Origin of the sequence: Pseudochelatococcus contaminans (assembly GCF_014195635.1) — a bacterium.
Lineage (GTDB): Bacteria > Pseudomonadota > Alphaproteobacteria > Rhizobiales > Beijerinckiaceae > Pseudochelatococcus > Pseudochelatococcus contaminans.
Genome location: NZ_JACICC010000007.1, coordinates 57949 through 83318 on the forward strand (window position 1 = coordinate 57949; position 25370 = coordinate 83318).

Annotated in this window: 22 protein-coding genes and 5 pseudogenes; 13 read left to right on the forward strand and 14 right to left on the reverse strand. The window is 57.8% G+C overall.

The genetic code is table 11. The features are described from left to right. Window positions 1-426: 426 nt before the first annotated feature. On the reverse strand, window positions 427-1335 hold the full coding sequence (locus tag FHS81_RS13350; protein ID WP_183753747.1) for a LysR substrate-binding domain-containing protein: 909 nt from the start codon (window positions 1333-1335) through the stop codon (window positions 427-429). 294 nt (window positions 1336-1629) lie between these two features. Here FHS81_RS13350 and FHS81_RS13355 point away from each other — a divergent pair. From FHS81_RS13355 to FHS81_RS13370, 4 genes and pseudogenes are all read left to right on the forward strand, one after another. Further along, a pseudogene (locus FHS81_RS13355) lies at window positions 1630-2273 on the forward strand (IS5 family transposase). Window positions 2274-2279: 6 nt separating this feature from the next. Continuing rightward, a pseudogene (locus FHS81_RS13360) lies at window positions 2280-2717 on the forward strand (DDE-type integrase/transposase/recombinase); the annotation flags it as partial. A gap of 503 nt (window positions 2718-3220) precedes the next feature. Further along, window positions 3221-3487: a type II toxin-antitoxin system Phd/YefM family antitoxin gene (locus tag FHS81_RS13365; RefSeq protein ID WP_183753749.1), complete on the forward strand. Its 267-nt coding sequence runs from the start codon at window positions 3221-3223 to the stop codon at window positions 3485-3487. Further along, window positions 3484-3894: a PIN domain-containing protein gene (locus FHS81_RS13370; RefSeq protein WP_183753751.1), complete on the forward strand. Its 411-nt coding sequence runs from the start codon at window positions 3484-3486 to the stop codon at window positions 3892-3894. The genes FHS81_RS13365 and FHS81_RS13370 overlap by 4 nt, the downstream gene beginning before the upstream one ends. 423 nt (window positions 3895-4317) lie before the next feature. Here the strand turns inward: FHS81_RS13370 and FHS81_RS13375 are convergent. Beyond that, window positions 4318-5143: pseudogene (locus FHS81_RS13375) on the reverse strand (S1 family peptidase). Between the two features lie 32 nt (window positions 5144-5175). Here FHS81_RS13375 and FHS81_RS13380 point away from each other — a divergent pair. Next, window positions 5176-5556: a helix-turn-helix domain-containing protein gene (locus FHS81_RS13380; protein ID WP_183753755.1), complete on the forward strand. Its 381-nt coding sequence runs from the start codon at window positions 5176-5178 to the stop codon at window positions 5554-5556. A gap of 120 nt (window positions 5557-5676) precedes the next feature. Here FHS81_RS13380 and FHS81_RS13385 read toward each other — a convergent pair whose 3' ends face one another. Further along, window positions 5677-6162, reverse strand: a complete 486-nt coding sequence (locus tag FHS81_RS13385; protein ID WP_183753757.1) for a hypothetical protein — start codon at window positions 6160-6162, stop codon at window positions 5677-5679. Here FHS81_RS13385 and FHS81_RS13390 point away from each other — a divergent pair. The 4 genes from FHS81_RS13390 to FHS81_RS13405 all read left to right on the forward strand — a co-directional run bounded on the left by FHS81_RS13390 (window position 6155) and on the right by FHS81_RS13405 (window position 8674). Continuing rightward, the gene (locus tag FHS81_RS13390) at window positions 6155-6913 is read left to right on the forward strand and encodes a single stranded DNA-binding domain-containing protein (RefSeq protein ID WP_183753759.1); all 759 of its coding nucleotides are present in this window, start codon (window positions 6155-6157) and stop codon (window positions 6911-6913) included. The two genes, FHS81_RS13385 and FHS81_RS13390, sit on opposite strands and share 8 nt — an antisense overlap. Next, window positions 6871-7722 carry an exodeoxyribonuclease VII large subunit gene (locus tag FHS81_RS13395; RefSeq protein ID WP_343052494.1) on the forward strand — a complete coding sequence of 284 codons (852 nt, stop codon included), beginning with the start codon at window positions 6871-6873 and terminating at the stop codon, window positions 7720-7722. The genes FHS81_RS13390 and FHS81_RS13395 overlap by 43 nt, the downstream gene beginning before the upstream one ends. A gap of 68 nt (window positions 7723-7790) precedes the next feature. Further along, entirely contained in the window at window positions 7791-8027 is a 237-nt protein-coding gene (locus FHS81_RS13400) for a hypothetical protein (RefSeq protein ID WP_183753768.1), read from the forward strand. Further along, entirely contained in the window at window positions 8024-8674 is a 651-nt protein-coding gene (locus FHS81_RS13405) for an ATP-binding protein (protein WP_183753770.1), read from the forward strand. Before FHS81_RS13400 ends, FHS81_RS13405 begins: the two co-directional genes overlap by 4 nt. A gap of 1434 nt (window positions 8675-10108) precedes the next feature. Here FHS81_RS13405 and FHS81_RS13410 read toward each other — a convergent pair. The 8 genes from FHS81_RS13410 to FHS81_RS13445 form a co-directional block, all read right to left on the reverse strand. After that, window positions 10109-10990: a diacylglycerol/lipid kinase family protein gene (locus tag FHS81_RS13410; protein ID WP_183753780.1), complete on the reverse strand. Its 882-nt coding sequence runs from the start codon at window positions 10988-10990 to the stop codon at window positions 10109-10111. Window positions 10991-11004: 14 nt separating this feature from the next. Continuing rightward, the gene (locus tag FHS81_RS13415; protein WP_183753783.1) at window positions 11005-11886 is read right to left on the reverse strand and encodes a phosphatase PAP2 family protein; all 882 of its coding nucleotides are present in this window, start codon (window positions 11884-11886) and stop codon (window positions 11005-11007) included. 164 nt (window positions 11887-12050) lie between these two features. Beyond that, entirely contained in the window at window positions 12051-12851 is an 801-nt protein-coding gene (locus FHS81_RS13420) for an ABC transporter permease (protein ID WP_183753785.1), read from the reverse strand. Further along, complete coding sequence (locus FHS81_RS13425; protein ID WP_343052488.1) at window positions 12848-13495, reverse strand: ABC transporter ATP-binding protein; 648 nt, start codon at window positions 13493-13495, stop codon at window positions 12848-12850. Before FHS81_RS13425 ends, FHS81_RS13420 begins: the two co-directional genes overlap by 4 nt. 81 nt (window positions 13496-13576) lie before the next feature. Continuing rightward, the gene (locus FHS81_RS13430; RefSeq protein ID WP_183753789.1) at window positions 13577-15247 is read right to left on the reverse strand and encodes an ABC transporter permease; all 1671 of its coding nucleotides are present in this window, start codon (window positions 15245-15247) and stop codon (window positions 13577-13579) included. A 78-nt stretch (window positions 15248-15325) separates the two neighbouring features. Next, window positions 15326-16342 carry an extracellular solute-binding protein gene (locus FHS81_RS13435; RefSeq protein WP_183753978.1) on the reverse strand — a complete coding sequence of 339 codons (1017 nt, stop codon included), beginning with the start codon at window positions 16340-16342 and terminating at the stop codon, window positions 15326-15328. Window positions 16343-16560: 218 nt separating this feature from the next. Continuing rightward, complete coding sequence (locus FHS81_RS13440; protein ID WP_246375017.1) at window positions 16561-17613, reverse strand: ABC transporter ATP-binding protein; 1053 nt, start codon at window positions 17611-17613, stop codon at window positions 16561-16563. After that, window positions 17610-18494, reverse strand: coding sequence for an SIS domain-containing protein (locus tag FHS81_RS13445; RefSeq protein ID WP_210281695.1), 885 nt, complete (start codon window positions 18492-18494; stop codon window positions 17610-17612). The genes FHS81_RS13440 and FHS81_RS13445 overlap by 4 nt, the downstream gene beginning before the upstream one ends. A gap of 641 nt (window positions 18495-19135) precedes the next feature. Between FHS81_RS13445 and FHS81_RS13450 the strand changes: the two genes are divergently transcribed. Further along, window positions 19136-19642: a hypothetical protein gene (locus FHS81_RS13450; protein ID WP_183753793.1), complete on the forward strand. Its 507-nt coding sequence runs from the start codon at window positions 19136-19138 to the stop codon at window positions 19640-19642. Window positions 19643-19952: 310 nt separating this feature from the next. Next, entirely contained in the window at window positions 19953-20543 is a 591-nt protein-coding gene (locus FHS81_RS13455; protein WP_183753795.1) for an invasion associated locus B family protein, read from the forward strand. 207 nt (window positions 20544-20750) lie between these two features. Here FHS81_RS13455 and FHS81_RS13460 read toward each other — a convergent pair. Then, a pseudogene (locus tag FHS81_RS13460) lies at window positions 20751-21290 on the reverse strand (integrase core domain-containing protein); the annotation flags it as partial. Between FHS81_RS13460 and FHS81_RS13465 the strand changes: the two are divergent. Both FHS81_RS13465 and FHS81_RS13470 read left to right on the forward strand, forming a co-directional pair. Then, a pseudogene (locus tag FHS81_RS13465) lies at window positions 21246-22193 on the forward strand (IS701 family transposase); the annotation flags it as partial. The pseudogenes FHS81_RS13460 and FHS81_RS13465 sit on opposite strands and share 45 nt — an antisense overlap. 233 nt (window positions 22194-22426) lie before the next feature. Continuing rightward, entirely contained in the window at window positions 22427-22687 is a 261-nt protein-coding gene (locus tag FHS81_RS13470; protein WP_183753982.1) for a DUF6429 family protein, read from the forward strand. 241 nt (window positions 22688-22928) lie between these two features. Here the strand turns inward: FHS81_RS13470 and FHS81_RS13475 are convergent, their stop codons facing one another. Then, window positions 22929-23372 carry a hypothetical protein gene (locus tag FHS81_RS13475; protein WP_183753797.1) on the reverse strand — a complete coding sequence of 148 codons (444 nt, stop codon included), beginning with the start codon at window positions 23370-23372 and terminating at the stop codon, window positions 22929-22931. A 279-nt stretch (window positions 23373-23651) separates the two neighbouring features. Further along, window positions 23652-24986: a hypothetical protein gene (locus tag FHS81_RS13480; RefSeq protein ID WP_183753799.1), complete on the reverse strand. Its 1335-nt coding sequence runs from the start codon at window positions 24984-24986 to the stop codon at window positions 23652-23654. Between the last annotated feature and the right edge of the window lie 384 nt (window positions 24987-25370).

The following is a 25370-nucleotide window of genomic DNA, read 5'->3' on the forward strand; positions in this document are numbered from 1 at the left end:
CACGCGCATATCATCGAGCGACTTCCGCCACGCTGTCGTGACCGAAGCATTTCAACGCATTAGATCCGCCCTCACTGTTCCGCGGCCATGCGTTGGCGGCGGCAAGTTTCGAGACCTTGATCCAGCTGATTCAATCTGTCTCATAGCGCGAAACGACAATGTTCGTTTCACTGGATGATTTCTCGGAAATGCAACCATCACCTGCCATAAACATGCCACCAGCGATCTCGAAATAATTTAATGCATAAGGCAATATAAATAATAGTAATATTTCATGTAAAATTATATTTGATTGAAGTTTTTGTTAATAAAATTAATTCATTTTTTTATAAATTACTCAAATAAATTGCCGTTCAAGATAATGGGCGTCGCGGATAGTGGGTGAAATCAATGCTGTTGGCGTGAGGCATCATCCAGCTTGGGCTGTTACTCGTCAGTTTTTGAAGGAGCGGGGTCGTCTTTTACAGCCGCGATCTGCTTAGCGGCCCCCTTCAGGACCGAGATAAAAGCATCCACCGCTTCATCAGTGTCCTCCAGTCTACCGTCGAGAACGTAGTGAAGTTTACCGAGTAGAGGCAGCCCAAAGTCCTCGGATATTTCCGTGAGTCCGGGCGTACTAAAGCTGCGACCAATAGCCATAATGCCGAAACCTGCCTGTGCTCCAGCCAGCAGACCAAGCAGATTGCTGCTCTCTGCCACAGTCACCCAGCCACGCCCCGCCGCGCGGAGCGATCCTTCCGCAATACTCCTTGTAATACTGGGATTCAAATAGGAGACGAGTGGCACCAACTCCCCGTCCTTCAGAAGTTCAGCGGCCCAACCGACCCATATCAGCTCCTCTTCCCAGAGCAATTCGCTGTTAAGCTGGTCGCCATGGCTTTTGCCCAGAATGATATCGACTTCGTGCGAGCGAAGGATGTCATGAAGATGTTCATTACGGCCAGTGATCAATCGCATGCCGAAGTGGGGGAACTGCGCCCGGAACAGTCCCAGCACTTGCGGCAGTTTCGTTGTAGCGAATTCATCTTCCACACCTACCCTGAGCGTGCCTTTCATCGATGGGCGCATCAGAGAAAGACGTGCATTCTCGGCAATGGAAAGAATGGATCGAGCATATATCAGCATAGCCTCCCCATCAGGCGTGAGATTGACCTGACGTGTGGTGCGGAAAATAAGTCGGCGCCCAACTCGCTTTTCAAGACGAGCGATCCTCTGACTGATTGTAGACTGAGAACATTCGAGAACCTCGGATGCAACACTGAAACTGCGTTTTGTCGCAACAACATCAAACGTTTTGAGCTCATCTGTGTCGACTATGCTGAACTGCTCCAACATCTGTCTCTAAACCTCCGATAGAGCATCAATTTTTACGTTTATACCACAAGATCAAAATTTTTAAATGGCTTTCTGCGGAACTTATCTAATTATCTATGAGGAAAATAAATTAATTACAAAGTCAGATATCTAATTTTTGTGAAAAATAATTTTATTTCTATAATGCAACATTTTATGCTGACCATCTGTATTTTGTACCGTTAGATACTGTTCCAATTCTGTCGCAGCACGGGCAAAGGGCTTAGAACCCCTAACAAAACCATTTATTAACCATCTCTGAGCGATTTCTCCAGAATGGCCAAGAAAGTGCTTCCTGATGAATTTTGGGCGGAAATTGTATCGCTGATGCCGGTCGAGGTGGCGCGGCCGAAAGGCGGCGGGCCCCGCGTCGGCAACCGCGAGGCGTTGCTGGGTATACTGTTTGTGCTCTATACGGGCATCCCTTGGGAACGCTTGCCCTGTGAGGTTGCCGGGTGCTCGGGCATGACCTGCTGGCGCAATGGCAGGGTATCGGCCTTTGGGATCGCCAGCAGCGGCATATGCTCGACCGGCATTCCTCTCGCCGTTATCCTGACAGGGGCCAACCGGCATGACATCATTGCGCTGACTGATGTCGTCGATGCCGTCCATCCGGTTGAAGGCAAGCGAGGAAGACCTCGCAAACACCCCGGCAAGCTCCATGCTGACGAGGGGTATGAATTCGTCCGATGCCGGCGGGATCTGCGCAAGGGGGCATTGCGCCTCGCATCGCAAGGCGCGGCGTCGAAAGTTCGACCAAGCTGGGCAAACATCGTTGGGTGGTTGAACGCACATTCGCGTGGATCAACCAATTCCGCCGCTTGACCATCCGATACGAAAGCCATGCCGATCTCTACCGCGCATTCCTCGTCATCGCCGCAACAATCATATGTTTCAGGGCCATAAACAGGTTTTGTTAGCTGGGGTACGCTCGTCGCATCGTCGGCTGGCGGGTGAGCAGGACGGCGCATGCGAGCTTCGTCCTCGATGCTCTTGAACAAGCGCTGCATGAACGACGGCCCGCTCATCGCGGCGGTCTGGTTCATCATTCGGACCGTGGGTCGCAATATGTCAGCATCCGCTACACCAAGCGTCTGGCCGAGGCCGGCATCGAGCCCTCCATCGGCAGTGTCGGAGATGCCTACGACAACGCTCTCGCCGAGACGATCAACGGCCTCTACAAGGCTGAGGTTATTCATCGGCGCGGACCATGGCGAAACTTCGAGGCAGTCGAGTTCGCCACGCTGACCTGGGTCGACTGGTTCAACAATCGCCGGCTGCTCGAGCCCATCGGCAATATCCCGCCGGCCGAAGCCGAGGAACGACACTACGCCATGCTGGAGCAGCCAGACATGGCAGCGTGACTTAACCAAATGGCCTCCGGCAAACCCGGGGCGGCTCAAATTTGAAAAGTGGATGGTGACAAGCTCCCCCAGCATATTGGGCGAGCTGCGGTCCGAATGACGAGCGCAGCCGGGTGCGGCTTCCGGCGGCCGGACGCATGCAAGCAGTTGCCTAAGCGCTCAAGATTGGCCCTGGATGAAATTGAGTGCAGTACATTAATTTACAATATAAATATGGTTATCTTCGGGGTCAGGATCGGCGCTGATGTTGCCCCATCCGGAAATGAGAATTAATGAATAAAATAAGATACCTGAAGTAATTACTCCGTAGGGTCAACCTTGGGCGCTTATTCACAGCAGCCGCCTGAATCGCCTCGGCCATGTGGCCGACTTCAGCTCTGTCTCCGACATCGGTAGGGTGACGTGCATGGCGAGCATATGGTTGTCCTCTCGAAAGGGTTGCCTTTTAGTATCGAAATCGATACTGTTAAATCGAATTAAAGTACCTAAATGAGGTGTGCCAGATGAACGTCGTTACCGTCTCCGAGATCAAGCGTCGCGGCATGGCGGCCATCGAGGAGGGCTTGCAGCACGGCCCAGTGCGGATCATCAAGCGCAATAAATCGGCTGCGGTTGTGCTGTCTGAGGAAGAGTATCTGCGCCTGACCGGGGAGCAACCGCAAGTCCGTCCGGGCATGACGGCGATGCAATGGCTGCTGTCGCAGCGTGCCGCCGGCACGCGGGACAAGGCGGAAATCGATGCCTCGGTGGCCGACGAGCGCAACTGGTGATCGCATTCTTCGATGCCAACGCCCTGATCTATCTGATCGATGGCTGCGAACCGTTCGCCGGCCGCGTGCGAAGCCAACTCGCCGCGCTTTCGCAGGCACATCCCGATGTCGGAGCCGCGGTCAGCCGGCTCTCCTGGCTGGAATGTCGTGTGGGACCGATGAAGCACAATCACGCCGCCGCATTGGCCCTGTTCGATGCGTTCTTTGCCCGGCCAGACCTCGTATGGGTGGAACTGAACCGCGACGTTGTGGAACTGGCCACCGTCATCCGCGTGCGGCACGGCCTGCGCACACCGGACGCTCTGCAGGCCGCGAGTTGTCTGCAGTTAGGTCCCGATCACGTATTGCTGACGGGCGATGCCGCGTTCCAGCGCGTACAGGGACTCAACGTGTTGCTCCTCGCTTGAAACTGCGCGAGCCCAGTCGCATGGTGTCTTTTGCTGTCAGGAAGGCGCATTGGTGTAGGGTGGGAAGTATCAAATCGCCACCTCCAGCGAATGTCGGTCTCGGTGGTTGCGTGCCCCCGCAACCAAAAATCACAAACAAACACAATAGCTTAAAGCCTCCTTCGGGAGGCTTTCTGCGTTTATAACCCCACAGCCACCCAATCCAAAATTCTCCGTTCAATACCAGTAACTTACAAATAATCCGCCAAACCGTACCATTCCGTACAAATTCCTCCGTGGCACACGCACGGCACATGAAACAGAACAAATAATCATAAAACGTTCCTCGTATGAGCTCTCAGGATGACTTGATTTACGGCCTCCTCATGAGCAGGAGCGATCATCACCTTTGCCCGGCGCGACGCGATTGTGACCGCGCAGGCATCAGCATACGGGTTGTAATCGACACGCCATACACACAAGGGGAGGGTGCAGCCTCTCCGGCGGCTGACCTACTGCTCGCATACGACCAAAGCTGAAAATGATTTCGCTCGGTCCGCAATGTCTGGCGGCTTGAGCGTCGCGGCAACGGGGGGCGCCGATTTTAAGCTGAATGCCTTGGGCTTCCAGGAAGCCCTGTACGACACTTGCTTTGATGGCGAAGTTTACATTTTGCGCCAGATCATCTGTAGCCGCTGCTACTTTCAGGGCATTCAGCTTTGAAACTACCACACCCACCACATTACCGGCATCATCAAGCAGTGGCCCGCCGCTATTTCCGGGTTGAACTGGTGCAGAAATCTGAAGCATACGGTTGTCGTCTCGCAAGCCGGCAAGCGCCGTCACGCTGCCTTGCGTGAAGTTGCCGCTCGATGTGAGAATACCCGTCAAAGGGTAACCGAACACTGCCGCATATTCGCGCATCCTCACCCCCGGGGCGGAACGCAGCGACTGCGGGAGCGGGGTGATCTGTAGCGAGCAAGGCAAGATCGTTTATCGTATCACGGGACAGGATCCGGCCCTTTCGTGGAAGGTCTTGCGCGTAGCGCACGATTATCTTCTCGCATGCATCGCCGACATGCGCATTGGTGACCTGTTGTCCCTCTTCAGAAACGTAAAAACCTGTGCCGGTAGATGTTTGCCCCGGTGGGTCGGCGTATTGAGGCAACGCTGAAGAACAAATTCCTATCGCGCATTTCCGCCGGTCAGTCACCCTGAACTTGTTGACAGCCTTCAAATAGATGTGAATCTTACGTTGCGTAGAGATCACAATCTTGAAAGTAGTTCCTGATGCCCGGTCGCATGAAAACTGGCAAGTTTGTTGAACGTTCTGGCCTCACCCCACGCACCATCGATCATTATGAGAATCTGGGGCTCCTGAAACTCGCCGATCGCAAGGAGCATGCTCATCGCCACTATGATGAGGCTGTCCTTGAGCGGGTGAAGACGATTACCGCGTTGACGCAAATTGGCCTCAGTCTCTCGCAGGTCGGCGACGTCATCGATCTGTATTGCGAGGACCCCGCGACGATCGCGAGTCGGGACAAGATATTGGCAACCCTTGCGGAACATCTGGTCAAGGTCGATTCGCAGCTTGTCAATCTTTGCACATTCCGTGACAAGATTCAGTCCAGGATAACCGAGGTGGGGATGTTGAACCCGGCAGTGCCACAGGAAGGATGAGACGCGGCAGGAGCGCCCATGCTGCACTATCTCTTTGATTTCCGCATATTGTCAAACGGGCCATAGCGTGGTCGGCGGCCTGTTCCTCGCCGGTTGCAGCGGTGAGGTTGGCTTGATGCGCTATGTTTCTGTGAACCGCATGGAATGTAATAAGCAGTAGTAAAAGAAGATACATATTAAAATAAAAATATATTCAATAAACCACATAAAAAAATATAGAAATAAAAAACAAAAGTGTGAAACAAAACACAAAACCCCATAATAAAAAACAAGCAATAATACGGTAAAGGCAAGCGAGCAATCGACAGCGCTGTGCCGGCTGCCGGCCGTGGAAATCCGCGTGATGGGGCGCGGGACCGCGATAGCGGCGCGGCCGGCAGGCCGTGCGCCCCGGATATTCACCTGTACCGGGAGAGCAGGCGAGGGGAGAGCTCCTTCAATCCGGCGGTGTCTCCTGCTGCCCTGTCTCTCCCCTTCATCACCCAACCGCATTCGCGCTTTGCCGCGGCGATCGACACGATGCGTCCGTTTCCGTTTGCAGCGGAGGCGCCGCACTGCGCCATCGTCTGTAGCAAGGTCTTTTTTAGAGAGCTTCACATTGTCCATTCTTCCATCACTACTCAACACGCCCGCACCGCAGCCGCTGATTGACGGGCGTTCGCTCGCCGCCGATCCACTCGAATCCGGTCGGCCCGTTGTGCTGCCGCTCCATGCACTGTTGCAGCGCATGGATGGCGCCATACGCGCCATGACGGCCGACATTGATCCGGCCGGCGTCTGGATTACCGCCGAGGTCGCGAAACTGAACACGCGTCATGCAGGTGGCTTCTGGTTCGCCGAACTGGCCGATCCCGTGCCGGGAAAAAATCATCCGGCCTGCCTCTCCGTCCGGATCAGCCCCCAGCTCATTGAGAAGGTTTCGCTGTTGGCGGGAATCACGGTCACGCCGGATCTCATCGACGGTCAGGCCATGACCATGCGGATAGGCCTGCGCCTCCATCCGCGTCACGGACTTTCGGCGCAGGCCCTGGAGATCGATCCGGCTATGACGCCGAGCTTGCGCGCCGCGGCACAGGAAAAACTTCGACAGGAGTTGAGCGCGTGCGGCCTGTACGATCTTCAGCGGGCTCTGCCGACACCGGGCGACATCGTCCATCTTGCGGTCATCTGCCCCGATGGCTCCGCCGCGCGCGGTGATGTCGAGGCGGTACTGGCGCCACTCGTCGAGAAGCGGCTGCTGATGCTTGACTGGCACAAAATCAAATTCGAGGGTCCGGCCGCTCTGCCGGCAGCCTCGTCACGGCGCTTGAGGGTATCGCCCGACAGCATTGGCGTCCGCGCGCAGACGCAACTCTGATCGTGCGTGGTGGTGGCAGCGCAGCTGCCATTGCCACGATCGAAACGCGCGCTGTCGCCGAAGCAGTTGCTCGCATGCCGATGCCTGTAGTGCTCGGAATCGGTCACGCCGCGGACCGCGGTATCCTGGCCGAAATCGCCTGGCAGGCATGCAGTACACCCACGAGCGCGGCGACCGCCGTGCGGGATCTCATTGTCGGTGCGGCAATTGCGGCACGTAACCATGCCTGCTCCATCGCTGCCCTCTGCCGCCAGCGTATAGCGGCGCAGGAGATGGCGTGCCGGACTGCCGCCAATACGATCCGGAGAACCACGTACCGGACGCTCGGTGAGCAGACGACGCAGCTTGCCAGCCGCGATCACGACCTTGATACCGTGGTCGCCCGCGTTGACGAAAGGCTGTGCGGATTCGACGCCGATATCGCGCGAATGGTGGGCGACCTGCGCGCGCATGCCGACGGCGCGACAGGCGTATTCTCGCGGCATCTGAAAGAACTCGATCGGACGATGCAGGTCATCCGGGAGCAGGGCGCAATACAGCTTCTGACGGCGGAGCGTGATGTCGCCCGGTATGCAGCGGAGCTCGCACAGGCCCGGCTATCCCGGGCGCAACTGCCTGTGCCTCATGTTTTTCCTGCCGAGGATGTCCCGATCATTGTCAAGGCGCTGGACGGTGAGATCGTCACGAGCGCTTACCGGGCCCGTGATCGACCGCTGACGCTGCAATTCCACGATGGCCAGATCCCGGTCTGGCTCCATCCGGCGGCGACCATCCAGCCGATCGTCGAATCATCTGTCACTGCATCGTGATCCGTTTTCCCACATCCATCACCACCAACATCCACCCGATTGCATACCAACCTCAATAAGGATTTTCCATGTCATTCACCAACACTATCGAAGTCACTTCATCTCCGGACTTTTCCTCCTACGCTGCCGCCTATGCCGCTCTCGAACAGTGCCTTGCCCGCATGAGCCGTGCCGGGCCGCGTGACCTCGAGGAAATGGAGTGCATCATTCGCGACGCGGGCCGAGCCGTTGCATTCTGCCGCACGCGCATCGAGGAAATTCGCTCCGTTTGCAGCCAGAACCTCGCGGAGCTGCCGTGGCCATGATGACGAGTTTTTGGACGGTGCGTCACTTTCCCACCCGCCTGGAGGATGGTTTCGGCCCGGCCCCTGAGGGCTCGGTCAGAAGGTCCGGTGAACCCGCGCCAGTCACCCGGACGAAGCCGGATGAAGCAGACCCCGGGGCCGCCTTCGAACTGGCGGCACTCGAGGAGCCATCAGCGGAAGAGATGGAGGATATTCTCGACGCGATCCCTGTGTCCGACAAGGAACCGGAGGCGGGGCAGGAGCCATCTCCATCCATATTTCCGGAGCGGTCCGTCGCGGGACCTGCCATCAAGCTCTTCGACCCCGCCTCCGTGTACGTGGTCGGTGGCGGTGATGAGAATCCCTTCGAGGAAGGAGGGGGTGAGCGCGGCGCCTTGCTCAAGGCCATGGCGACGGACGCGGCAGCCGGATACAGGGCGCTCGTCGTGCCGCAGGCGCAGCAGGTGGCAGCCCTGCATGCGCTTGAGGCGACGGCGCCCCAGCTCGCATCGGTCATTTCGATTGTCGCGGATGCAGCCGAAGCCGCCCTGCGGCCGGCGGTCGGCTTTGCCTGCCCGCCGCTGTTCATCGCCGGACCGCCCGGCGTCGGAAAGACGCGTCTCATCAGAATGTCCGACGATTCTGTCCGACAGGAAACCCTGCAGTAGCCAGAAAATCCGTCAGCTCCTCTCGGACAACCTCCAGCCTCAAACGTCCAGAACAATCGTCCAGAATCGCCACGCCAGATGCCCCGCTATTCGGAAAAATATATACTGATAAATTACTTCAGGTAAAACTTTTCAAGTCGCTCATATGGCGGAAAATGCGCTTCTCACAAAATTTTACATGAAAAATTAAGTTTATGATAATATAAAAAATATATTGTTCGGATTGTTTTGTAATCATTTGCATGAAATACATATTCGGTCCCACGAGAGGGACTGTGGTCGCTGCCGGGGCACCAGCGCGCCGGCAGCCCAAAGGGCACCGTCGCACGACCCTGGCGGGCCGTGGCTGGAACAAAAGTGGCGACGGGTAAAACCACGCCGCCGGAGGGGTTCCGATCCCTTACTGGGTCCGGACAACCCCGTCCAACGAGGCAAAGTAAAAGGCATTATGTTCAGGGCTCTCCTTGCCGAGAGATCAGTCTGACAAAGTCGGTACCACCATGGCAGCGCCTTGGACGGACCGTAACGCAACAGGCGGTGACGTCACACGAGACACTTCCCGGACGAAGCCGAAACAGACCAGTGATCCTGACCGATGTTCATGTGTGAGATGCATAGATAAATGATCTGGCCGCCACATCATTCTATCGCTGACGCTTCCGCTCCGCTGTTTCTGCCCCCATTTCATCTGCACATTTTCGGCAAGAACCCGACTTTCAGGAACTGGCGGAATCGCATTTTCCGCCCGCTGTCGATCAGCCGAAACTGAGAAAGTTGTGCCGATTGCGATGACCATTTTACCCGCGATCAAGCGGCTTATTGTCGAGTCAGTGCGGCGGTACTTCATACATTTGAATCGATATTCCGCATTCTGAGCTTCAAAAATGACGTCGGAAAATATCATGATCCGGACAAAAAAGCGGATCCGACAGGCTGCATCAGAAAACGTAACTGGGGCCAATTTTGCGCAATGCAATCTCTTTCTCGTCTGTGATTCCGTCCTCCACCGAAAAGCCGAGATTCCAAAAAACGGAAACGTCCGATTCAAAATTTGAATCGAACTCGCTGCCACACCGAAAGTGGTGATTCCCCGATCCCCGAGCACACCCGATCCCATGCCGCAATCATGCCGCCACCACCACCAAGGCGATGCGGAAGGTCGCCAAAAAAGGCCGCGGTGACCACCTCCACGGATGAGAAAAAGCTGACAAACTGGGGAATTTTAATCCGGCACTTCTGGGGAAATTGTAAGCGGTATTGATAGATGTCGATTGCTTCTTAAGAAAAATCAAAGGCTTCAGATCCGTCGCAGCCCTATACCACAAGCGAGATGATAGATTTCTCGCTTCCGTACAACTCGCTTCAATCCGAATCTGGTTGCGAAATTATGAGTCGGTCGCCTAATCTATTCTGGAAGACACTATCCGTGGCACGTCAGATTGCATGCGGCAGAATAAGTGTGAGCTTTTTGGGATGGATCCTAATATCCAGGGGCAGATCCCCAAGCACTTCGCCGTCGATTTGCACGGGTACGAGTCCGTCTCCGCCAATCTTTACCCAGGCAGCGGTTTCCAGCGTTACACCCGGACCAAAACGCAGGCCGCCTATGGCAAGAGTGGAGAGTTGGGTGAGCCGCATCAGGGGGCCGCTGCCTTTCATGCTCAGGACCTGGAACCGCGCTTCGTTGAGATCGGCCGTTGGCGCCAGCATCAGGTTCGCCGCATAGCGCTTTGTTCTGGTGACGATGATCCAGCGCGCCTGCGTCAACCCCCGCTCGGTCTCCATCTGCAGCAGTCTGTCACGATGTGACACGAGCGCACGCAACGTTGGCCCCACCAGTCCCAGCCACCCTAGGCTCCGCATGCCTTTCAATTCGAACTGCCGCACAGCCTCGGCGTCGAATCCGATCCCCACTACGAAAAGGAATGGCCGCCCGTTGACTTCTCCAACCGGGATCGTCCGTTCGCAGCCTCGCAGAAGCGTACTGGCCAACGCCTCCGGCGAGCGCGGTAGACCGATCTCGCGAGAAAAGACGTTGGCCGTACCGACGGGAATGATGCCCATCGGTGTGCTCTGGCCCAGGACACCCTCGGCCACGTCGTGCACGGTCCCGTCGCCTCCCACCGCTACGATCGCATGAAAGCGCCCGCTTTTCGCTGCTGCTTCCGCCGCTATCATGCCTTCGCCGCGACGCGCTGTCTCCGTGACCTCGATGTCGCTGCAAGAGCGCTTGAGACGGGACAAAACGGCGTCGTAGAGACGGCGTGTCTGTGACCCGGCGTTGGGGTTGTGGATGATGCAGAACCGTGTGCGCATATGCTATTGGAAATTTAGCCGTCCTTGCGGGCAGGCGGTTTCAGCGGCAATTGGGGTCTGTTCCCTTCGGTAATGCCGAAACCGATCAGCAGCCAAAATCCGCCGACAAGAAATCCGCCCAGGACATCCGTGAGGTAGTGGACGCCGAGATACATCCGGCTAAAGCCAATCAACACTATCAGAACGGTTGCGCAATAGACAACCTCGAACCTTTCGCGGAACTCGGGCATGGCGCGGGCGATGGCATAGGCGATGAACCCATAGACTGCCATCGCCGCCGTTGCGTGCCCGCTTGGAAACGACCAGCCGGTCGCGTTGATGTCGAATATCATCTCGGGGCGGTGGCGTCCGCTGAGAAGCTTGCCGATCGTCGTCGTGGAAACGGCGCCAAGGCATGTCACCCAAAGGGAAACAATGATGTAGGTTCCTCTTTGCGGCCAGAGAAAGCCTGTCGCGACGATGACCGCTGCGACGACGGTCGGGGTGCTGCCAAGATTGGTGATCCAGAGAAAAATGGAAACAAGCGGCTCAACCCGCCACGGATTCAGCGCGGCATTGATCGTGTTGTCGCTGCGAATGATCCCCTGCGCCTCAAGAACGTCCTCAGTCAGCCCGCTGAAGAGTGCGAAGAGATAAAGCGCTGCAAGAACCATCAGGGTCAAGGGCAAGCCGGTGGGCCGACGGGGATCGACTCGCCGTGCAATCAATGCGAAGAGCGTCGGATAACGTTCGGCCAATCGTGAAAGAAGGAGCCGCAGCCGCGTCAATGCGTGCGAGCCGGCCAGAGCGGGCGGGATGTCCGGAGTCATGCCGGCGATGAAAAGTGCGGCCTTGCGTGCCATCGCGCGAAGTACAAAGATGGTGGTCAAGGCGAGGATGATTGTCACGATGATCATGACTGGCCCGGAATTAGAGGCGTGTATGTGCATCGTATATCCGCGCGGGACATCGATGAAGGATTAGTAATTCCGCCACAGCCGGCTGTGGCGGAGGCGCTGAGGCTGTCGTTTGCAAGCAAAGGAGTGGAGCATGTATTCGGTCCGTGAAGTGATGACATGCTCTATTCTCTTGCGATCAGGCGGTCGAGGCGCAGCCGGTGCCGCTCGTCGGTGATCGCGGCGATGCAGAGCTGGGTGGCGGCAATGACGCCGATGGTGCCCGCACCTGCCAGAAGAAACATAAGCAGGATCTGGTATTTCGCGGCATCCAGCGGGTCCATGCCCGCCAGGACCTGACCCGTCATGATGCCGGGCAGGATGATAATGCCGGCGCCGGCCATCTGGTTGATGACCGGAATAAGACCATTGCGTGTGGCCGAAACCCGTACTTCTCCGAGAGCCAGAAAGCGATCGGCTCCCAGTGACAGACGTGCTTCGATGGCGCGTTTCTCCCGCTGAATGGACGTCAGCATCGCGTTCAGGGCAAGGCTCGTACCGTTCATGACATTGCCCAGAATGATGCCCAGCAGCGGGATGGTATGTCGTGGATCGAGCCAGGCGGCCTCCCGCAAGGCTGTCGTCAACGCGAGTCCGGTGACGAATATGGTTGCGATGGTGATAGGCAGGCCGCCGAGTCCGAAACGTCTCCATCCCCTAAAGCGGAATTGTTGTCGCGAGTAGACCTCATAGGTTGCCGCGACGATCATCGCGGCCAGGATGAACAGGGTCACCGTCGGCGACGAAGCCGCAAACACGTAACGTAACATAAGCCCTACCAGAAGCAGTTGGGCAACCATTCGCAAGGCGGAGACCGCCAGCGAGCTATGAATGTTGAGCGCCAGGACGATCGAGAGTCCTGAAGCGATTATCAGACTGAGAGCAGCGAGCAGCAGGTCTGTGACGGAGAGGTTGACCGGCGTCACGGGTTGGCCTCGGCCAGTCCTGTGCGCGAGAGAACATAATGGCGATCCGCGATGCGCGCGACCTGTGCCGGATCGTGCGACACGATGAGCAACCCCGTTCCCTCCTGCTTCACGCGCATAAGAAGCTCTTCGACCTGAAGCGTGGATTCTGGATCAAGCGCTGATGTCGGCTCGTCGAGAAGCAGGAAACGCGGTCGCTGGATCAACGCTCGCACGAGCGACAGCCGCTGGCGCTCGCCGCTCGACACATTGTCGGGGACGGCCTTCATCAGCGATTCGGACATGCCGAGTTCCGCAAGCAGGCGCCGCGCGGCCTCGGGGTCCGCCATGTGGGCGGAAACAGGGGATGTCCACCACCCGGAATCGGCGGCGACATAGGTCACCAGCCGCCGCCAGCGGTTGGCCGGCATCGTCTCCCGCACCAGCTCCGCGATGCGGGCGGTTCCCGTTCCGGGATCGAGGTCCGCGATCAGGCGGAGCAGCGCGCTCTTGCCGCTGCCCGACGGGCCGGAGAGGGCAACGCAGCTTCCCGCCGCGACAGTCAGACTGAACGCAGGATGGCCGCTGCCGCGCGACAGGTTCTCTGCAACCAGAGGCTGCGCCGCAGCAAGCCTTTCCGGCGAATTCGGGACGTCTCGGCCCACCGCATGTAGCATTTGCTTATTATGTGCTCGTAATGCAGCAAACACTACCAGATGGCCCCGGGCCGCGCAAGCGGCCGGTTTTCATGCGGTGGGGGCGGCCGTCTCCCGCCGCTCTATCCGTCCCACCCGGGAGAGCACCACGACGGGCAATATGCCGATCGCCACGATCAGCAGGGCGGCAATCGATGCTTCCTCATAAGTGCCCCGCGCGGCCTCGCCGTAGAGATGCGTCGCCAGGGTCTCGAAGTTCAGCGGGCGCAGCAGCAGCGTCGCGGGCAGTTCCTTCATGCAGTCGACGAAGATCAGCAGTCCCGCGGAAACGAGCGCCGGCTTCGATAGCGGCAGGTGGATCCTGCGGAACACTCCTGCGGATGTCTGCCCGAGCATGCGGGCGGCATGATCCAGCGACGGCGAGATGCGGCTGAACCCCGCCTCGATGCCCCCTGTCGCGATTGCCATGAAGCGGACGCAGTAGGCCAGAACGATCGCGCTGCCGGAGCCAAGCAGCAGGAGGCCCACCGACACGCCCAGATACCGCTCCGCGCCCGAGGAGAGCAGGCGGTCGAACGCGCCGACCGGCATCAGCAGGCCGAGCGCGAGCACCGTTCCCGGAACCGCGTAGCCCACCGTGGAGATCCGTGCGGCGATTGCGGTCTGCCGTCCCGGACAGGTTCGCGCCGCATAGGCGACGACGAGGCCGCAAAGCAGGATCACAACGGTCGCGATGGTCGACACGGTGATGGTGTTGACGACCTCGCCGAGCAGCCTGTCCGAAAGCCCGGCGAACCGGTATCGCTTGTAGGCTTCCGCGCACAGATAGACGGCGGGCGCGACAAATCCCAGCACGATCGGCGTGATGCACAGCACGAACGCTCCCGCCGCGCGGTAGCCGGTCAGCCGGGAGGGCGTCATCGCGCGCGGGCGCTGCGCCGTCGCCGTGTAGCGCTGGTTGCGGCGCGCGTGGCGCTCGATCAGCACGAGGCCGATCACCAGAACCAGCATCGCCAGCGAGATCTGCGCCGCGCCCGGCATGTCAGAGCGGCTGACCCAGGACGTGTAGATGGAAACGGTGAGGGTCTTGACGCCCAGAAACTCGGAAGCGCCGATATCGTTCAATGTTTCCATCAGCGCCAGGCTGACGCCGACCGCGATGGCGGGGCGCGCCAGCGGCAGGGCCACGCGCCGGAACACGTCGTGACGGCGGTTGCCCAGGGTGCGCGACACCTCGACCAGATTGGCTGCCTGTGTCAGGAACATCGAGCGCGTGGTCAGATAGACGTAAGGATAGAGCACCAGCCCGAGCAGAAAGATGCACCCCCACATCGATCTGATGTCCGGAAGGCGGAACTCGCGGGGGCTGGAATAGCCGAGCAGATGCCGCAACGCGCCCTGAACCGCGCCGACGGGATGTAGAATATCGAGGTAGGCATAGGCGATGATGTAGGTGGGAACCGCAAGCGGCAGCAGCAGGCCCCATTCGAGAAATCGCCGGCCCGGAAACGTGTAGGCGGTCACGATCCACGCCGTGGTCGTGCCGATCAGCGTGGTCAGCATGCCGACGCCGAGCAGCAGAAGCAGCGTCTCCCTGAGCGCCGTCGGCAACACGTAGCGCAGCATGTGCGGCCACAGCCCGGCGCTGCCCTCGAACGCGGTCAGGATCAACGCCGCAACCGGAAGGCAGACGAAAGCGGCGATCGTCAATGCCGCAAGGCGCCACCGCAATCCGGAAAGGCGCCGCGAAACAGTTCTCATGGGATGGGAGACCAATGCGATTGTAACCGGCGGGAGCGGTTGCCGGCCGAGCCGGCCGGCAACCGCAACTTGTCCGTATCAGTTGTCGAATCCGACCTTCTCGGCCAGCTCGCTGGCCTTCTTGCGGAAGCTGACGCCCTTGGCCAGATCGATCGTGTCGGGCTTGAGCACGCCGTATTGTGCGATCAGGGGCGCGACGGTCGCCTTGGCGTTGACCGGGTACTCGAAGTTCGCCTCGGCATAGATCTTCTGCGCGTCGTCGGACACGAGGTATTCGAGCAGCTTGACGGCCTCGGCCTTGTTCGGCGCATGACGCGCGACCGCCGCGCCGGTGATGTTTACCTGCGTGCCGCCACCCTCGAAGGTGGGCAGGACCATCTTGATCGCCTTCGCCCATTCTTCCTGCTCGGGGCCGCCCTTGCCGCTGCCCATCAGGCCGATGTAGTAGGAATTGGCCACGCCGATGTCGCACAGACCGCCCAGGATGTCGCGCGCGACGTCGCGATCGCCGCCGCCGGCCTTGCGGGCCAGATTGGCCTTCAGCCCCTCAAGCCACTTCTCGGCCGCCTCCTCGCCGTGGTGGGCGATGTAGGACCCGATCAGGGCGATGTTGTAGGGGTGCTGGCCGGCGCGGATGCAGATCTCGCCCTTCCATTCCGGATCGGCGAGCTGTTCGTAGGTGATCTCCTTCAGATCGACGTTCTTGTCCGCGTAAACGGCGCGGGCGCGCAGCGACAGCGCGAACCAGTTGCCATTCGCGTCGCGCAGGGAGGCGGGGATCGTCTCCGTCAGCACGGCGGAGTCGACGCCCTGCGTCAGTCCCTTTTCCACGAGATCGATCAGATTGCCGGCATCGACCGTCATCAGCACGTCGGCGGGCGATTTGTCGCCTTCCGACGTGACGCGTTCGGTGAGGCCGTCCTTGAGGAAGATCGTGTTGACCTTGATGTCGGTCGCCTTGGTGAAGGCGTCGAGCAGCGGCTGGATCAGGCCCGGCTCGCGGGTGGTGTAGAGGTTGAGCTCCGCAGCCATGGCACCGGACGGGCCGGCCAGAACCGCAAGAAGCGAACCCGCCAGCACGGCCTTCAACGTCAACTTGTTTTTCATACTTGACTCCATCTCACGGGGCGTCTAAATAGAACTATAATGATTACAATCTAGATCGTCGATCTGATCGATGAGACGGAATAACGACATCCGGCCGTAGCAGTAAACGGCTTTGTTTGCTGTTGGCATGTGCGTGAGATTTACTGTATCAAATCACAGCGCAACCTGTTGCGTGTGCAGTGAATTTCCATCTATATTGCAATAGTTCAAAAAATTAGTACCTGCTCGGGAGCGACGGAGACGCGCGCCGTATCGCCTTTGCGCAGGCGGCTGCGGTCGGTGGAGCGGACCCTCAGCGGCTCCGCCAGCGCTGCTACAGTGATGGATGTTTGCTCGATCTCGCCGATCAGTTCGCAATCCACCACCGTACATTCCACACCGTCCCCCTCACAATTCACGCGCAGGCATTGGGGGCGGATGTAGACCGTGGCCTGCTCGCCGTCGGCGAAGCCGGGAGCCGCGAATCGCCCGAAAGGCGTTTCCGCGTAGCCGCTGCGGCAGGCGGTGCGTACCTTGTTGAAGGAGCAGAAGAATTCCGCGGCGTAAGGGCAGGACGGGCGCTCGTAGAGCTCGGCGCCGGCGCCGGACTGGACGATCCGGCCCGCCCGCATCAGCACGACCACGTCGCCGGCGGACAGCGCTTCCTCGGGATCATGCGTGACCATGATGACGGTCGTGCCGAGCTCCCGCAGCAGGTCGATGGTCTCGGAGCGGATAACGTGGCGCAACTCCCGGTCGAGGTTGGAGAACGGCTCGTCCATCAGCATGATCCCGGGCTGCGGCGCAAGGGCGCGGGCAAGCGCCACTCTCTGCTGCTCTCCGCCCGACAGCATGTGGGGGAACCGCTTCGCCAAGTGCCCCAGACCCAGCCGCTCGATGATTTCATCGCACCGCTCGCGCGCCACGCGCCGGCCGAGCCGCTTCAGGCCGAACAGGATATTATCCGTGACGCTCAGGTGCGGGAACAGCGCGTAGTCTTGAAACATGAAGCCGATATTGCGGTTTTCGGGCTCGACGTGGCTGGCGGCGCCGGAAACCTCCCGGCCGTCGAGCAGCACGCGGCCGTGGTCGGGCCACTCAATCCCCGCTATGACGCGCAGCAGGGACGACTTGCCGCATCCCGAATGCCCCACGAGGCAGACGACCGTGCCGCGCTCCACGGCGAGCGAAACGTCGTCGAGCGCCTGCACATTGCCGAAGCGGCGGGATATGCCGTCGAGTTCGAGATGACGGTCGCTTTTCATCAGCTGGATGTTCATCGGTTTTCGTCCGGGAGTTTTCTTTGGTGGGGTGATCGTTTCTGGGCGCGCGTTGCCTTGCGCAGGCGTTCAAGCTCGCTCAGCGTATATACGGCCGTCTCCGAATCCGAGGTCGCGAGGCCGAGCAAAAGCATTTCCAGACACAGGACGGTGACGCCGTGCAGCGCAATGCGCTCGCTCTGGCCGCGCGGAACGGCCAATACGACATCCGCGCGCCGGGCGAGGGGCGTTTCAGCCGCGTCCGAAACAAGCACCACCGGTATCCGCCGCCGGCGCGCCTCGGCAAGCGCGACTTCCGCTTCGAGGTAGGGTTCGCCGTAAGCCAGCATCAGCAGGGCGTCGCGCGATTTCAGATCGAGGAGCTGGTCGGCAAGTCCCGCGCCGGTGCGGTCGAGCACAGCCTGGCTCTTGCCCTTGCGCCGCAACCGGGCTGCGAAATAGGCGGCGATATGGGCCGTCGGCCCAATACCGAACAGCACGATACGGTCCGCCGTATGCAGGATGTTCAGCGCCGCCAGCACACTGGCCCGAAATGCGGGCTGGTTCAGCACGTCGAGCCCCGTGGCGAAAACGTCGAGCACCGTGTCCAGCGCCGTCTCGACGCTTTCCGACGTCTCGGCCAGCGTGCGCCGCAGGTTGTCGACGGGCGCGTTACGCTTGCCGTAAGATGCCGAGATCTCGTTCCGCAAATCGTGCAGCCCGTCGAATCCCAGAGCCTGTACGGCGCGGATGACCGTCGCGTCCGACGTACCGATTTCCCGCGCGAGATCAACGGCCGACGAGGTCAGCACCGTCAGCCGGTTGGCGTCGATAAATGCCGCTACGCGCTTGAACGTCGGCGAAAGGCTCTCGCGACGACGCGCAAGACGGTCGCTGAACACATCCCGTTTCCGGGCGCGTGAGGTACCTAGCCTTGAGGACATGAGCGCCTTCTGAGATGACCATCATTTTTGTAGTGTTTGTTACATTCAATCAGCCAGAAAGTAAACACTACGTGATCTCTATCGGGTGTTGCCGGTCGGTTCGTGCGTCGGTTGAGGATTGGCTTGATCGTCGTCGCCTGCGAGCATGTGATTATTTTCGAATAGATGACTTTAGAAATATAGGTATCTGGGGGCGCTCTACGTCGGCATGGCGCACTCGAGTAAGCATGTTTCTGAAGCTTTACTGCTACATCCAACTGTGTTGCCGTTTCCTTGGATAGGCATGCGGCATGATCATCACAAAAATCCAGGGAAGAGAATCAATATGAGGTTGAGGCGGGTCTCGATCGGACCAGCAATCGCCATGCTGGCGACGTTGCCGTTCGCGTCCGCAACAGGCGGATATTCCAATGAAAACGTGGAAATGGCCGGATCGGACACCCCAGCGTTGTGGCCCCATGGTTGAGGGGCACAAGTCTATTCATCATCGCGCCCACCTCCAATTGTGGAGAGCCTCATATGATCGAGGTGTCCCTCGATGGTTTCGACAAGGCGTTTGGGCGCGTGATTCAGCTCGATAGATGAACAGAGGAGGCGATATGAACTCACTTATCGAATCCACCGAGCAAGGACGAGGCGCCCGTACTGCCTCACGTCGACTGTTGCTTGTCCGCAGGCGCAAGCTGGCCAGCTTGCGCAAGGAAGTCGGCAAGCTTCATGATGCTGGCTATTCCACCTCGATGATTGCGCATGCTCTTGACATTTCTCCACGGGAGGCAATTGCCTTCTGCCCGAAGCCCTCGAAAAAAATTCTAGAGATTAAGCGCCTTCGCGACCAATCGGGCCAGTGGAAGAAACTTCCAGACCGCGCGATCAGGATTCTTATTCGAGGGCGGTATGCATATCTCGGAGGAAATACGGATGAGGCACGTGCCCGCGCACTTTCAAGGATCGCGGCGGCATACACGAAGGCTGAGTTGCTGGCGGAGCCGGGGATCGGGCATTCCTCCGCGACACAGATCGAGCTATGGCTTGAGCACATCGGGCTCCACCTGAAAACAGATACCCACGCTGATACTATGTCGACAACGTACACTTTCCGCTGATGAGTCAGTGCTTCGCGTCGCATCCGAACGATCGCCGTCCTGATCACTCTGGCCCTGCATACGGGCGGATTCGCTTGGATTTCGCATTGATGACAGCGGCAACATGCCCACGGCGCGCCTCGCTCTGTCGTCGGGTTTTCCCAAACTCGATGCCGAAGTGCCCAACATAAGTGCGTCGCGCAACGCCGGCTCCGGCGCTACATCGGATGCCAACAGGACGATCACAGCCCCGGGCAGTTCACCGGCAGGTGAACGCAGAGACGCGGGAAACAAGAGGTGAGAGGATCTGACTCGTATGAAAGCAGCCAGAATGCCGCGCAATATCATGCTCGCCGAGCCGCTATCAGCGGTTGTCGCCCTCGCTGCTCTGGCTCTACTGCCCGAGGTTGTTCCACCCATGCAGGAGCAACAAATGCCCTACAAAGCGGAGACCCTCGTGGCTGAAAGGTCCCTTCCGAACGGCGCCTCCTCTATCAACGAGACCTATGGTGACTGGATCGTCAACTGCAGCATCGTCGAGAACAAGAAGGTATGCGTTTTCAGCCAGACGCATACCAGCAACCAGAACGGAAAGCGTGTATTTGCGATCGAGTTGCAGCCTCCAGCCGACGGCAGGACGAACAGTGTCATCCTGTTGCCGTTCGGGCTCCGGCTCGATGACGGCGTGATGCTGAAGATAGACGAACAGACGCTGGAACTCGATGCACGCTTCTCGACCTGCATTCCGGTCGGCTGCCTTGTCCCCATCGCATTTCCTGCAGCTGATACGGAGGCGATGAAGAGGGGCGAAAAGCTGGTTGTCACCGCGAACAGCTCTGATGGGGGAGTATCCCGGACATTCACCATTTCGCTCAACGGATTTGCCGCCGCCGTGAACAGGATCACGGAATTGGCGAAATAACGGCTATATTAGCGAGCCGCACCTGGAGTAGGACAGGAGAACAGCAAGAAAAGATACGTCAGTAGAAAACGGGGGAAGGGGCCTGGTGGGAGAAACAATTGGAACTGCGCCAGCTTCGTTGCATCGTGGCAAGCGCCCGCAACCGCCGCTTCAGAGCAGACGTGAGCGGCATGCTTGCCGGCGAGGAAGTGACCTACCACTGAACTTTCATCCGGCAGCGATCAGAGTCTCGGCGGTTTTGGATACGCCAAATGGCGCGGTTGCGGCGATGATCCCGGCATAGTCTGCCGGGGTCTTGTATCCGAGCAACGAGTACGGTCGGAAATGGTTGTAATCGTCAGCCCATTCGGCAATGGCGCTGCGGGCATGATCGAGGCCGAAGAACAGGCTTTCGTTCAAGAGTTCGTCACGCATGCGGCCATTGAAGGATTCGACATAGCCGTTCTGCATCGGTTTTCCCGGCGCGATGTAGTGCCACTCGACCTTATGATCCTTCGACCAAGCCAGGATCGCGTTCGACGTGAACTCCGTGCCGTGGTCGGAGACGATCATGCCGGGCTTGCCTCGCCGCTCGAGGAGCGCGGTAAGTTCCCGCGCGACGCGACGCCTGGAGATCGAGGTATCAGGGATCGCCGCCTGGCATTCGCGCGTAACGTCATCGACGATGTTGAGCACGCGAAACCGTCTTCCACAGGCAAACTGGTCGTGGACGAAATCCAGCGACCATCGGGCATTGGCCTTAGCCTCATGGTGGTCGACGAGACCGGGTTTTTGAAGAAAGGCGAACAGTCTGTCGGGGTTGCGCGGCAGTATTCGGGCACGGCTGGCCGCATCGAGAACAGCCAGATCGGCGTGTTCCTGGCCTATGCGAGCCGGTTCGGTCAGACGCTGATCGACCGGCGGCTCTACCTGCCTCGGACCTGGGCCGATGACAACGACAGGCGCGTGAAGGCGCATGTTCCCGAAGACATCGCCTTTGCCACCAAGATCGCGCTTGCCCATGACATGATCTCTGCCGCGCTCGATGCGCGGGTTCCCTGCCGGTGGGTGCTGGCGGATGCGCTTTACGGTGGCGACTACGGTCTGCGGGGTATGCTGGAAGAGCGCCGCCAGCCCTACGTGCTGGCGGTGCGTTCCAACCATCATCTGCGCTTCCTCACCCGTGAGGGACTGGTCATGACCGATCCGAAGGCCATTGCCGATGAACTGCCGGCGCAGGAATGGGCGATGATTGCTGCCGGAGAGGGTGCCAAGGGGCTGCGGCTCTACGACTGGGCGCGTTTGCGATTGCCATGGATCACCGATGAGGGCTTCGAGCGTTGGCTGCTGATCCGCCGCAACCGGAAGGAGCCGGACAAGCGAGCCTATTATTTGGTCTTCGCGCCACAGGATACGTCGCTTGCGGAACTCGCCGGCGCGGCTGACTTGCGCTGGACGATCGAGGAATGCTTCGAGCGCGCCAAAGACGAGCTTGGCCTCGATCACTGCGAGGCGCGTTCCTGGCATGGCTGACACCGGCACATGAGCCTTGTCATGGCCGCGCAGGCCTTCCTGGCAAAGCTTTCCGCCGACCTGAGGCGTTCCGCTTCCGACGGCCGGGCTTCAGGCAAACCGAACGAAAAGAGTCCAATGGCCGCAACGACCGCCTGACGGCCATGGATGCTCTTCTGCCGAGCGTGCCTGAAATCCGCTACCTCCTGTCCAGACTGCTGCTCAGACCCCCAATCAGCAAGGCATTTGTCTTCGCATGGTCACTCTGGAGACGGCAACATCAGTGCTGTGCCGCCCTCGCTCACTATCGAAAACAGAATAATACGCAACTGTAGTAATAGGATACTATAGCGTAGAAAGGGATGGTCCGTAATTTTGGAGTTTATCGCCGGCTGGAGATGGACAGGGACAAGATCGATGACGTGATTCTCGCGCTGCTCTACCTGACGCTCGCCCGCGATGGCCGCGCGTGGAAGGGCTTCAACTGGAACTCCATGAACCGGCTGCACGAAAAGGGCTTCATCGGCGATCCGGTCAACAGGGTGAAATCCTTCTGGCTCAACGAAGAAGGCATCGCACCCTCGGAGAAGCTTTTCCGCGAGATGTTTTCTATTGACAGTGGAAGGCCGACCGCATCTGGATCGTGTGGGTGACATGATTCGACCCTCATTTCGGCCGTTGACCAGCAGCGATCACTTCAGCCCAGAGCTAACGTTATGCAGGCCTTTCGATAGCGCCAGTTCGATAGCGCCAGCTTGTCGAAGGCCTCGCCTATCCATCGTCGGGCACGATCATCTGAGCAACATCTCTGATGATGCCACGCCGTTCATCCGCCATGGCTTGCCGATGGACCTGTCGTGCCCGAAGGGATAAACTTCCATCGCTGCCAAACGCTTACGATTCCTGGTGTGCGTTCTTGATTACACCTCCTTTCATTGACTTTATCATCTGCCGCCCGTCACCTGATAGCTTCTGAACCACGTCCTCAATCGTTCCCCCTTCAGCCACTATCTCTTGTACACGGGGATGCTGCGCCACCAGTCTCGTCAGTTCGGGAGCAAGTTCAGGATATTTGGTTAGGTGCTTTACCAGCGCCTCGGTGAGCACGGCGCGATAGCCCGCTGAGTCTGGATTGGCTGACAACATCTGCAGTTGAACGGAAGGGTCGGTATTCTGGTCACGAGGTGATGTGAGGCAGGCCCATATCTTCTGGACTTGCTCCCAGGCACTCTCGCCGGCTTTCTCCGCAAATTTCTTCCCGCCCTCGACAAGATAAGGGGCGAAGGGCGCGGCAATGGTCACAATCGTTGCAGCCAGATGATCTACTGCTATTGCCATTTTCTTACTCCTGCAAATCAAGATTAGCACGATAGAGGTTAAGAGAGAAAAGTCGCGGCCAGCAGCTCTCTTCCTTCCTCTAACGGCCTCACCAACGCCTGTAAACTTCCAGAATTCGATCTACCGATAAAAGAGGCTGGATCATGCTGCTCAAGTCCGCAACCGTTAAACTTTGACAGCCTAGAGAAAACCGGATTGTTTCAATTTAAGAAAATAAAATTATAAAATAAATAAAAAAGATAGCGACATCCGCGTGATGAATCATTAAAAATTTAACAATTAAATGAAATTCATTTCAAAATTCAAAATAGATGCACTAAGTTGTTTTCTTCCTATGTGCACACTGGATGTCAATTTTCTTATTCTATTGATTTTTCGCAGAATCTTGGATCTTGGCTTTTTGTAAACTTGCAGTGCGTAGGATATTTCACTTATTAATTCATCCAATTCAGATCTCACACAAGAGTCCAATCCAGAGCAGAAAACCGATAAATTGTTAGATAAATTTAACAACGAATCCGATATGTCGTCGTATGTTTTATCTTCTTCCATCCTTATAATTTTTTGTCTTACTCCAGTAATGGATCCGAAAATCGCAATTATATATTGATTTATACTCTTGTTGCGCTCGTTCTCCTCTTGCGCCTTTTTTTCCTCAGCTAGACGTTTCTCCAGGATTTTGACAATATTACGACGGGAAACTGTTGATTCAACATAAGCCTCGATCTTTTGGATCTCTGCTGGCAGCATCATATCAACAGCCCGAGACGCCATCGAAGCAAGATCGACCCCTGAATGCCCGGCAGCGGTTATCTTTAGCGTAGCAAGACTGCGACCGTTTCGTGTTGCGTATTGAGTAAAACGATCAACATCGACCTCAATATCTATTGCATCGGCAAGGCGTGGGACCCGCCGCGCCATCACTCTAAATGCGGCTTGTAAACAGTGCGAGTTACTAAGATACATCCGCAGTGCCCGCGCCGTAATCTTCAAAGATCGGTCGGAGTTGGCTCTGACTATCAACCAAACAGAATAACTTTGACGACTCTGGCCAAAAAATAGCTGAAGCCCATCCATTTTAATCGGAACAGCGGTCATCTGCCGGGTGAGTTCGCCCGTCCGACCAGATTTCCCTTCGAGAATCAAAATCGGGCTGGAGCTAAATACCGCTGTACGATGCCCGTAACGGTGAAATATCTCTTTCGTAGTCCGCGATTGAATAATTCCACCAATTCTCTCTGATATCTCAACTAACGACGTCAATTCTCTGACTGGTTTTGTCTGCTCTATGCGACACGAGTCAAACACATCATCAATAAAATCAAGCGATAGAAAAGGCTGGGATGGAACTACGACGTTCAACTCAACGCGGCCAGTCACCGAGTCGATCTTGCAGTAACGGACAGCCTTCGTAGCGTAACCATCAGGACTCAAAAGCTTAATGATACGATGCAGAGAATAATAGTGTCCATCGCCGCCGGCTGGCATGTAATGACCCAGCCACCGTTTTCGTGCTAAGCCTGCCGACCTCAGATACGGTAATGAACGACCGCGAACGCTTTCTCCATGGAGCGTACTTAAGTCTACTTCAATCCTGCCGAGGCCACCATTCAAGAATGGTCGCATGTCGGAAACTGGAAGAATAAACGATGCTAGCAATGCGGGCGTCCTGACAAGCAACCAGGACGCCCAATGTGCCGTAGCAGACGCTCTGCCATTGAGCTACTCTCCCATATTGAGCGGGAGAGACAGGGATTGAACCTGCGGCCTTCTGCTCTCTCGGTACAATCGCGTTAGCGAGCCAGTCGTGGTCATTTGCCGCGATCTGACAGCAGCAATGTTGCTTTAAAGAAGAGACGCAGTCAACTGGCAAGTTGTGACTGAATGCCGGTTTGCTGGTAACCATCAATGCTTGATGTGGCCCTGGGTTGTGAGTTATCTTTCGGGTCGACAGCCACTGCCGGTCAAACACGCCGCCTAACGTCTGCTTTTCGGATG

Coding starts and splice junctions, on each gene's coding strand:
- FHS81_RS13350 (WP_183753747.1), bottom strand. CDS start 1,335: ATGTTGGAGCAGTTCAGCATAGTCGACACAGATGAGCTCAAAACGTTT.
- FHS81_RS13365 (WP_183753749.1), top strand. CDS start 3,221: ATGAACGTCGTTACCGTCTCCGAGATCAAGCGTCGCGGCATGGCGGCC.
- FHS81_RS13380 (WP_183753755.1), top strand. CDS start 5,176: ATGAAAACTGGCAAGTTTGTTGAACGTTCTGGCCTCACCCCACGCACC.
- FHS81_RS13385 (WP_183753757.1), bottom strand. CDS start 6,162: ATGGACAATGTGAAGCTCTCTAAAAAAGACCTTGCTACAGACGATGGC.
- FHS81_RS13400 (WP_183753768.1), top strand. CDS start 7,791: ATGTCATTCACCAACACTATCGAAGTCACTTCATCTCCGGACTTTTCC.
- FHS81_RS13405 (WP_183753770.1), top strand. CDS start 8,024: ATGATGACGAGTTTTTGGACGGTGCGTCACTTTCCCACCCGCCTGGAG.
- FHS81_RS13410 (WP_183753780.1), bottom strand. CDS start 10,990: ATGCGCACACGGTTCTGCATCATCCACAACCCCAACGCCGGGTCACAG.
- FHS81_RS13415 (WP_183753783.1), bottom strand. CDS start 11,886: ATGATCATCGTGACAATCATCCTCGCCTTGACCACCATCTTTGTACTT.
- FHS81_RS13430 (WP_183753789.1), bottom strand. CDS start 15,247: ATGAGAACTGTTTCGCGGCGCCTTTCCGGATTGCGGTGGCGCCTTGCG.
- FHS81_RS13440 (WP_246375017.1), bottom strand. CDS start 17,613: ATGAACATCCAGCTGATGAAAAGCGACCGTCATCTCGAACTCGACGGC.
- FHS81_RS13450 (WP_183753793.1), top strand. CDS start 19,136: ATGAACTCACTTATCGAATCCACCGAGCAAGGACGAGGCGCCCGTACT.
- FHS81_RS13455 (WP_183753795.1), top strand. CDS start 19,953: ATGCCGCGCAATATCATGCTCGCCGAGCCGCTATCAGCGGTTGTCGCC.
- FHS81_RS13475 (WP_183753797.1), bottom strand. CDS start 23,372: ATGGCAATAGCAGTAGATCATCTGGCTGCAACGATTGTGACCATTGCC.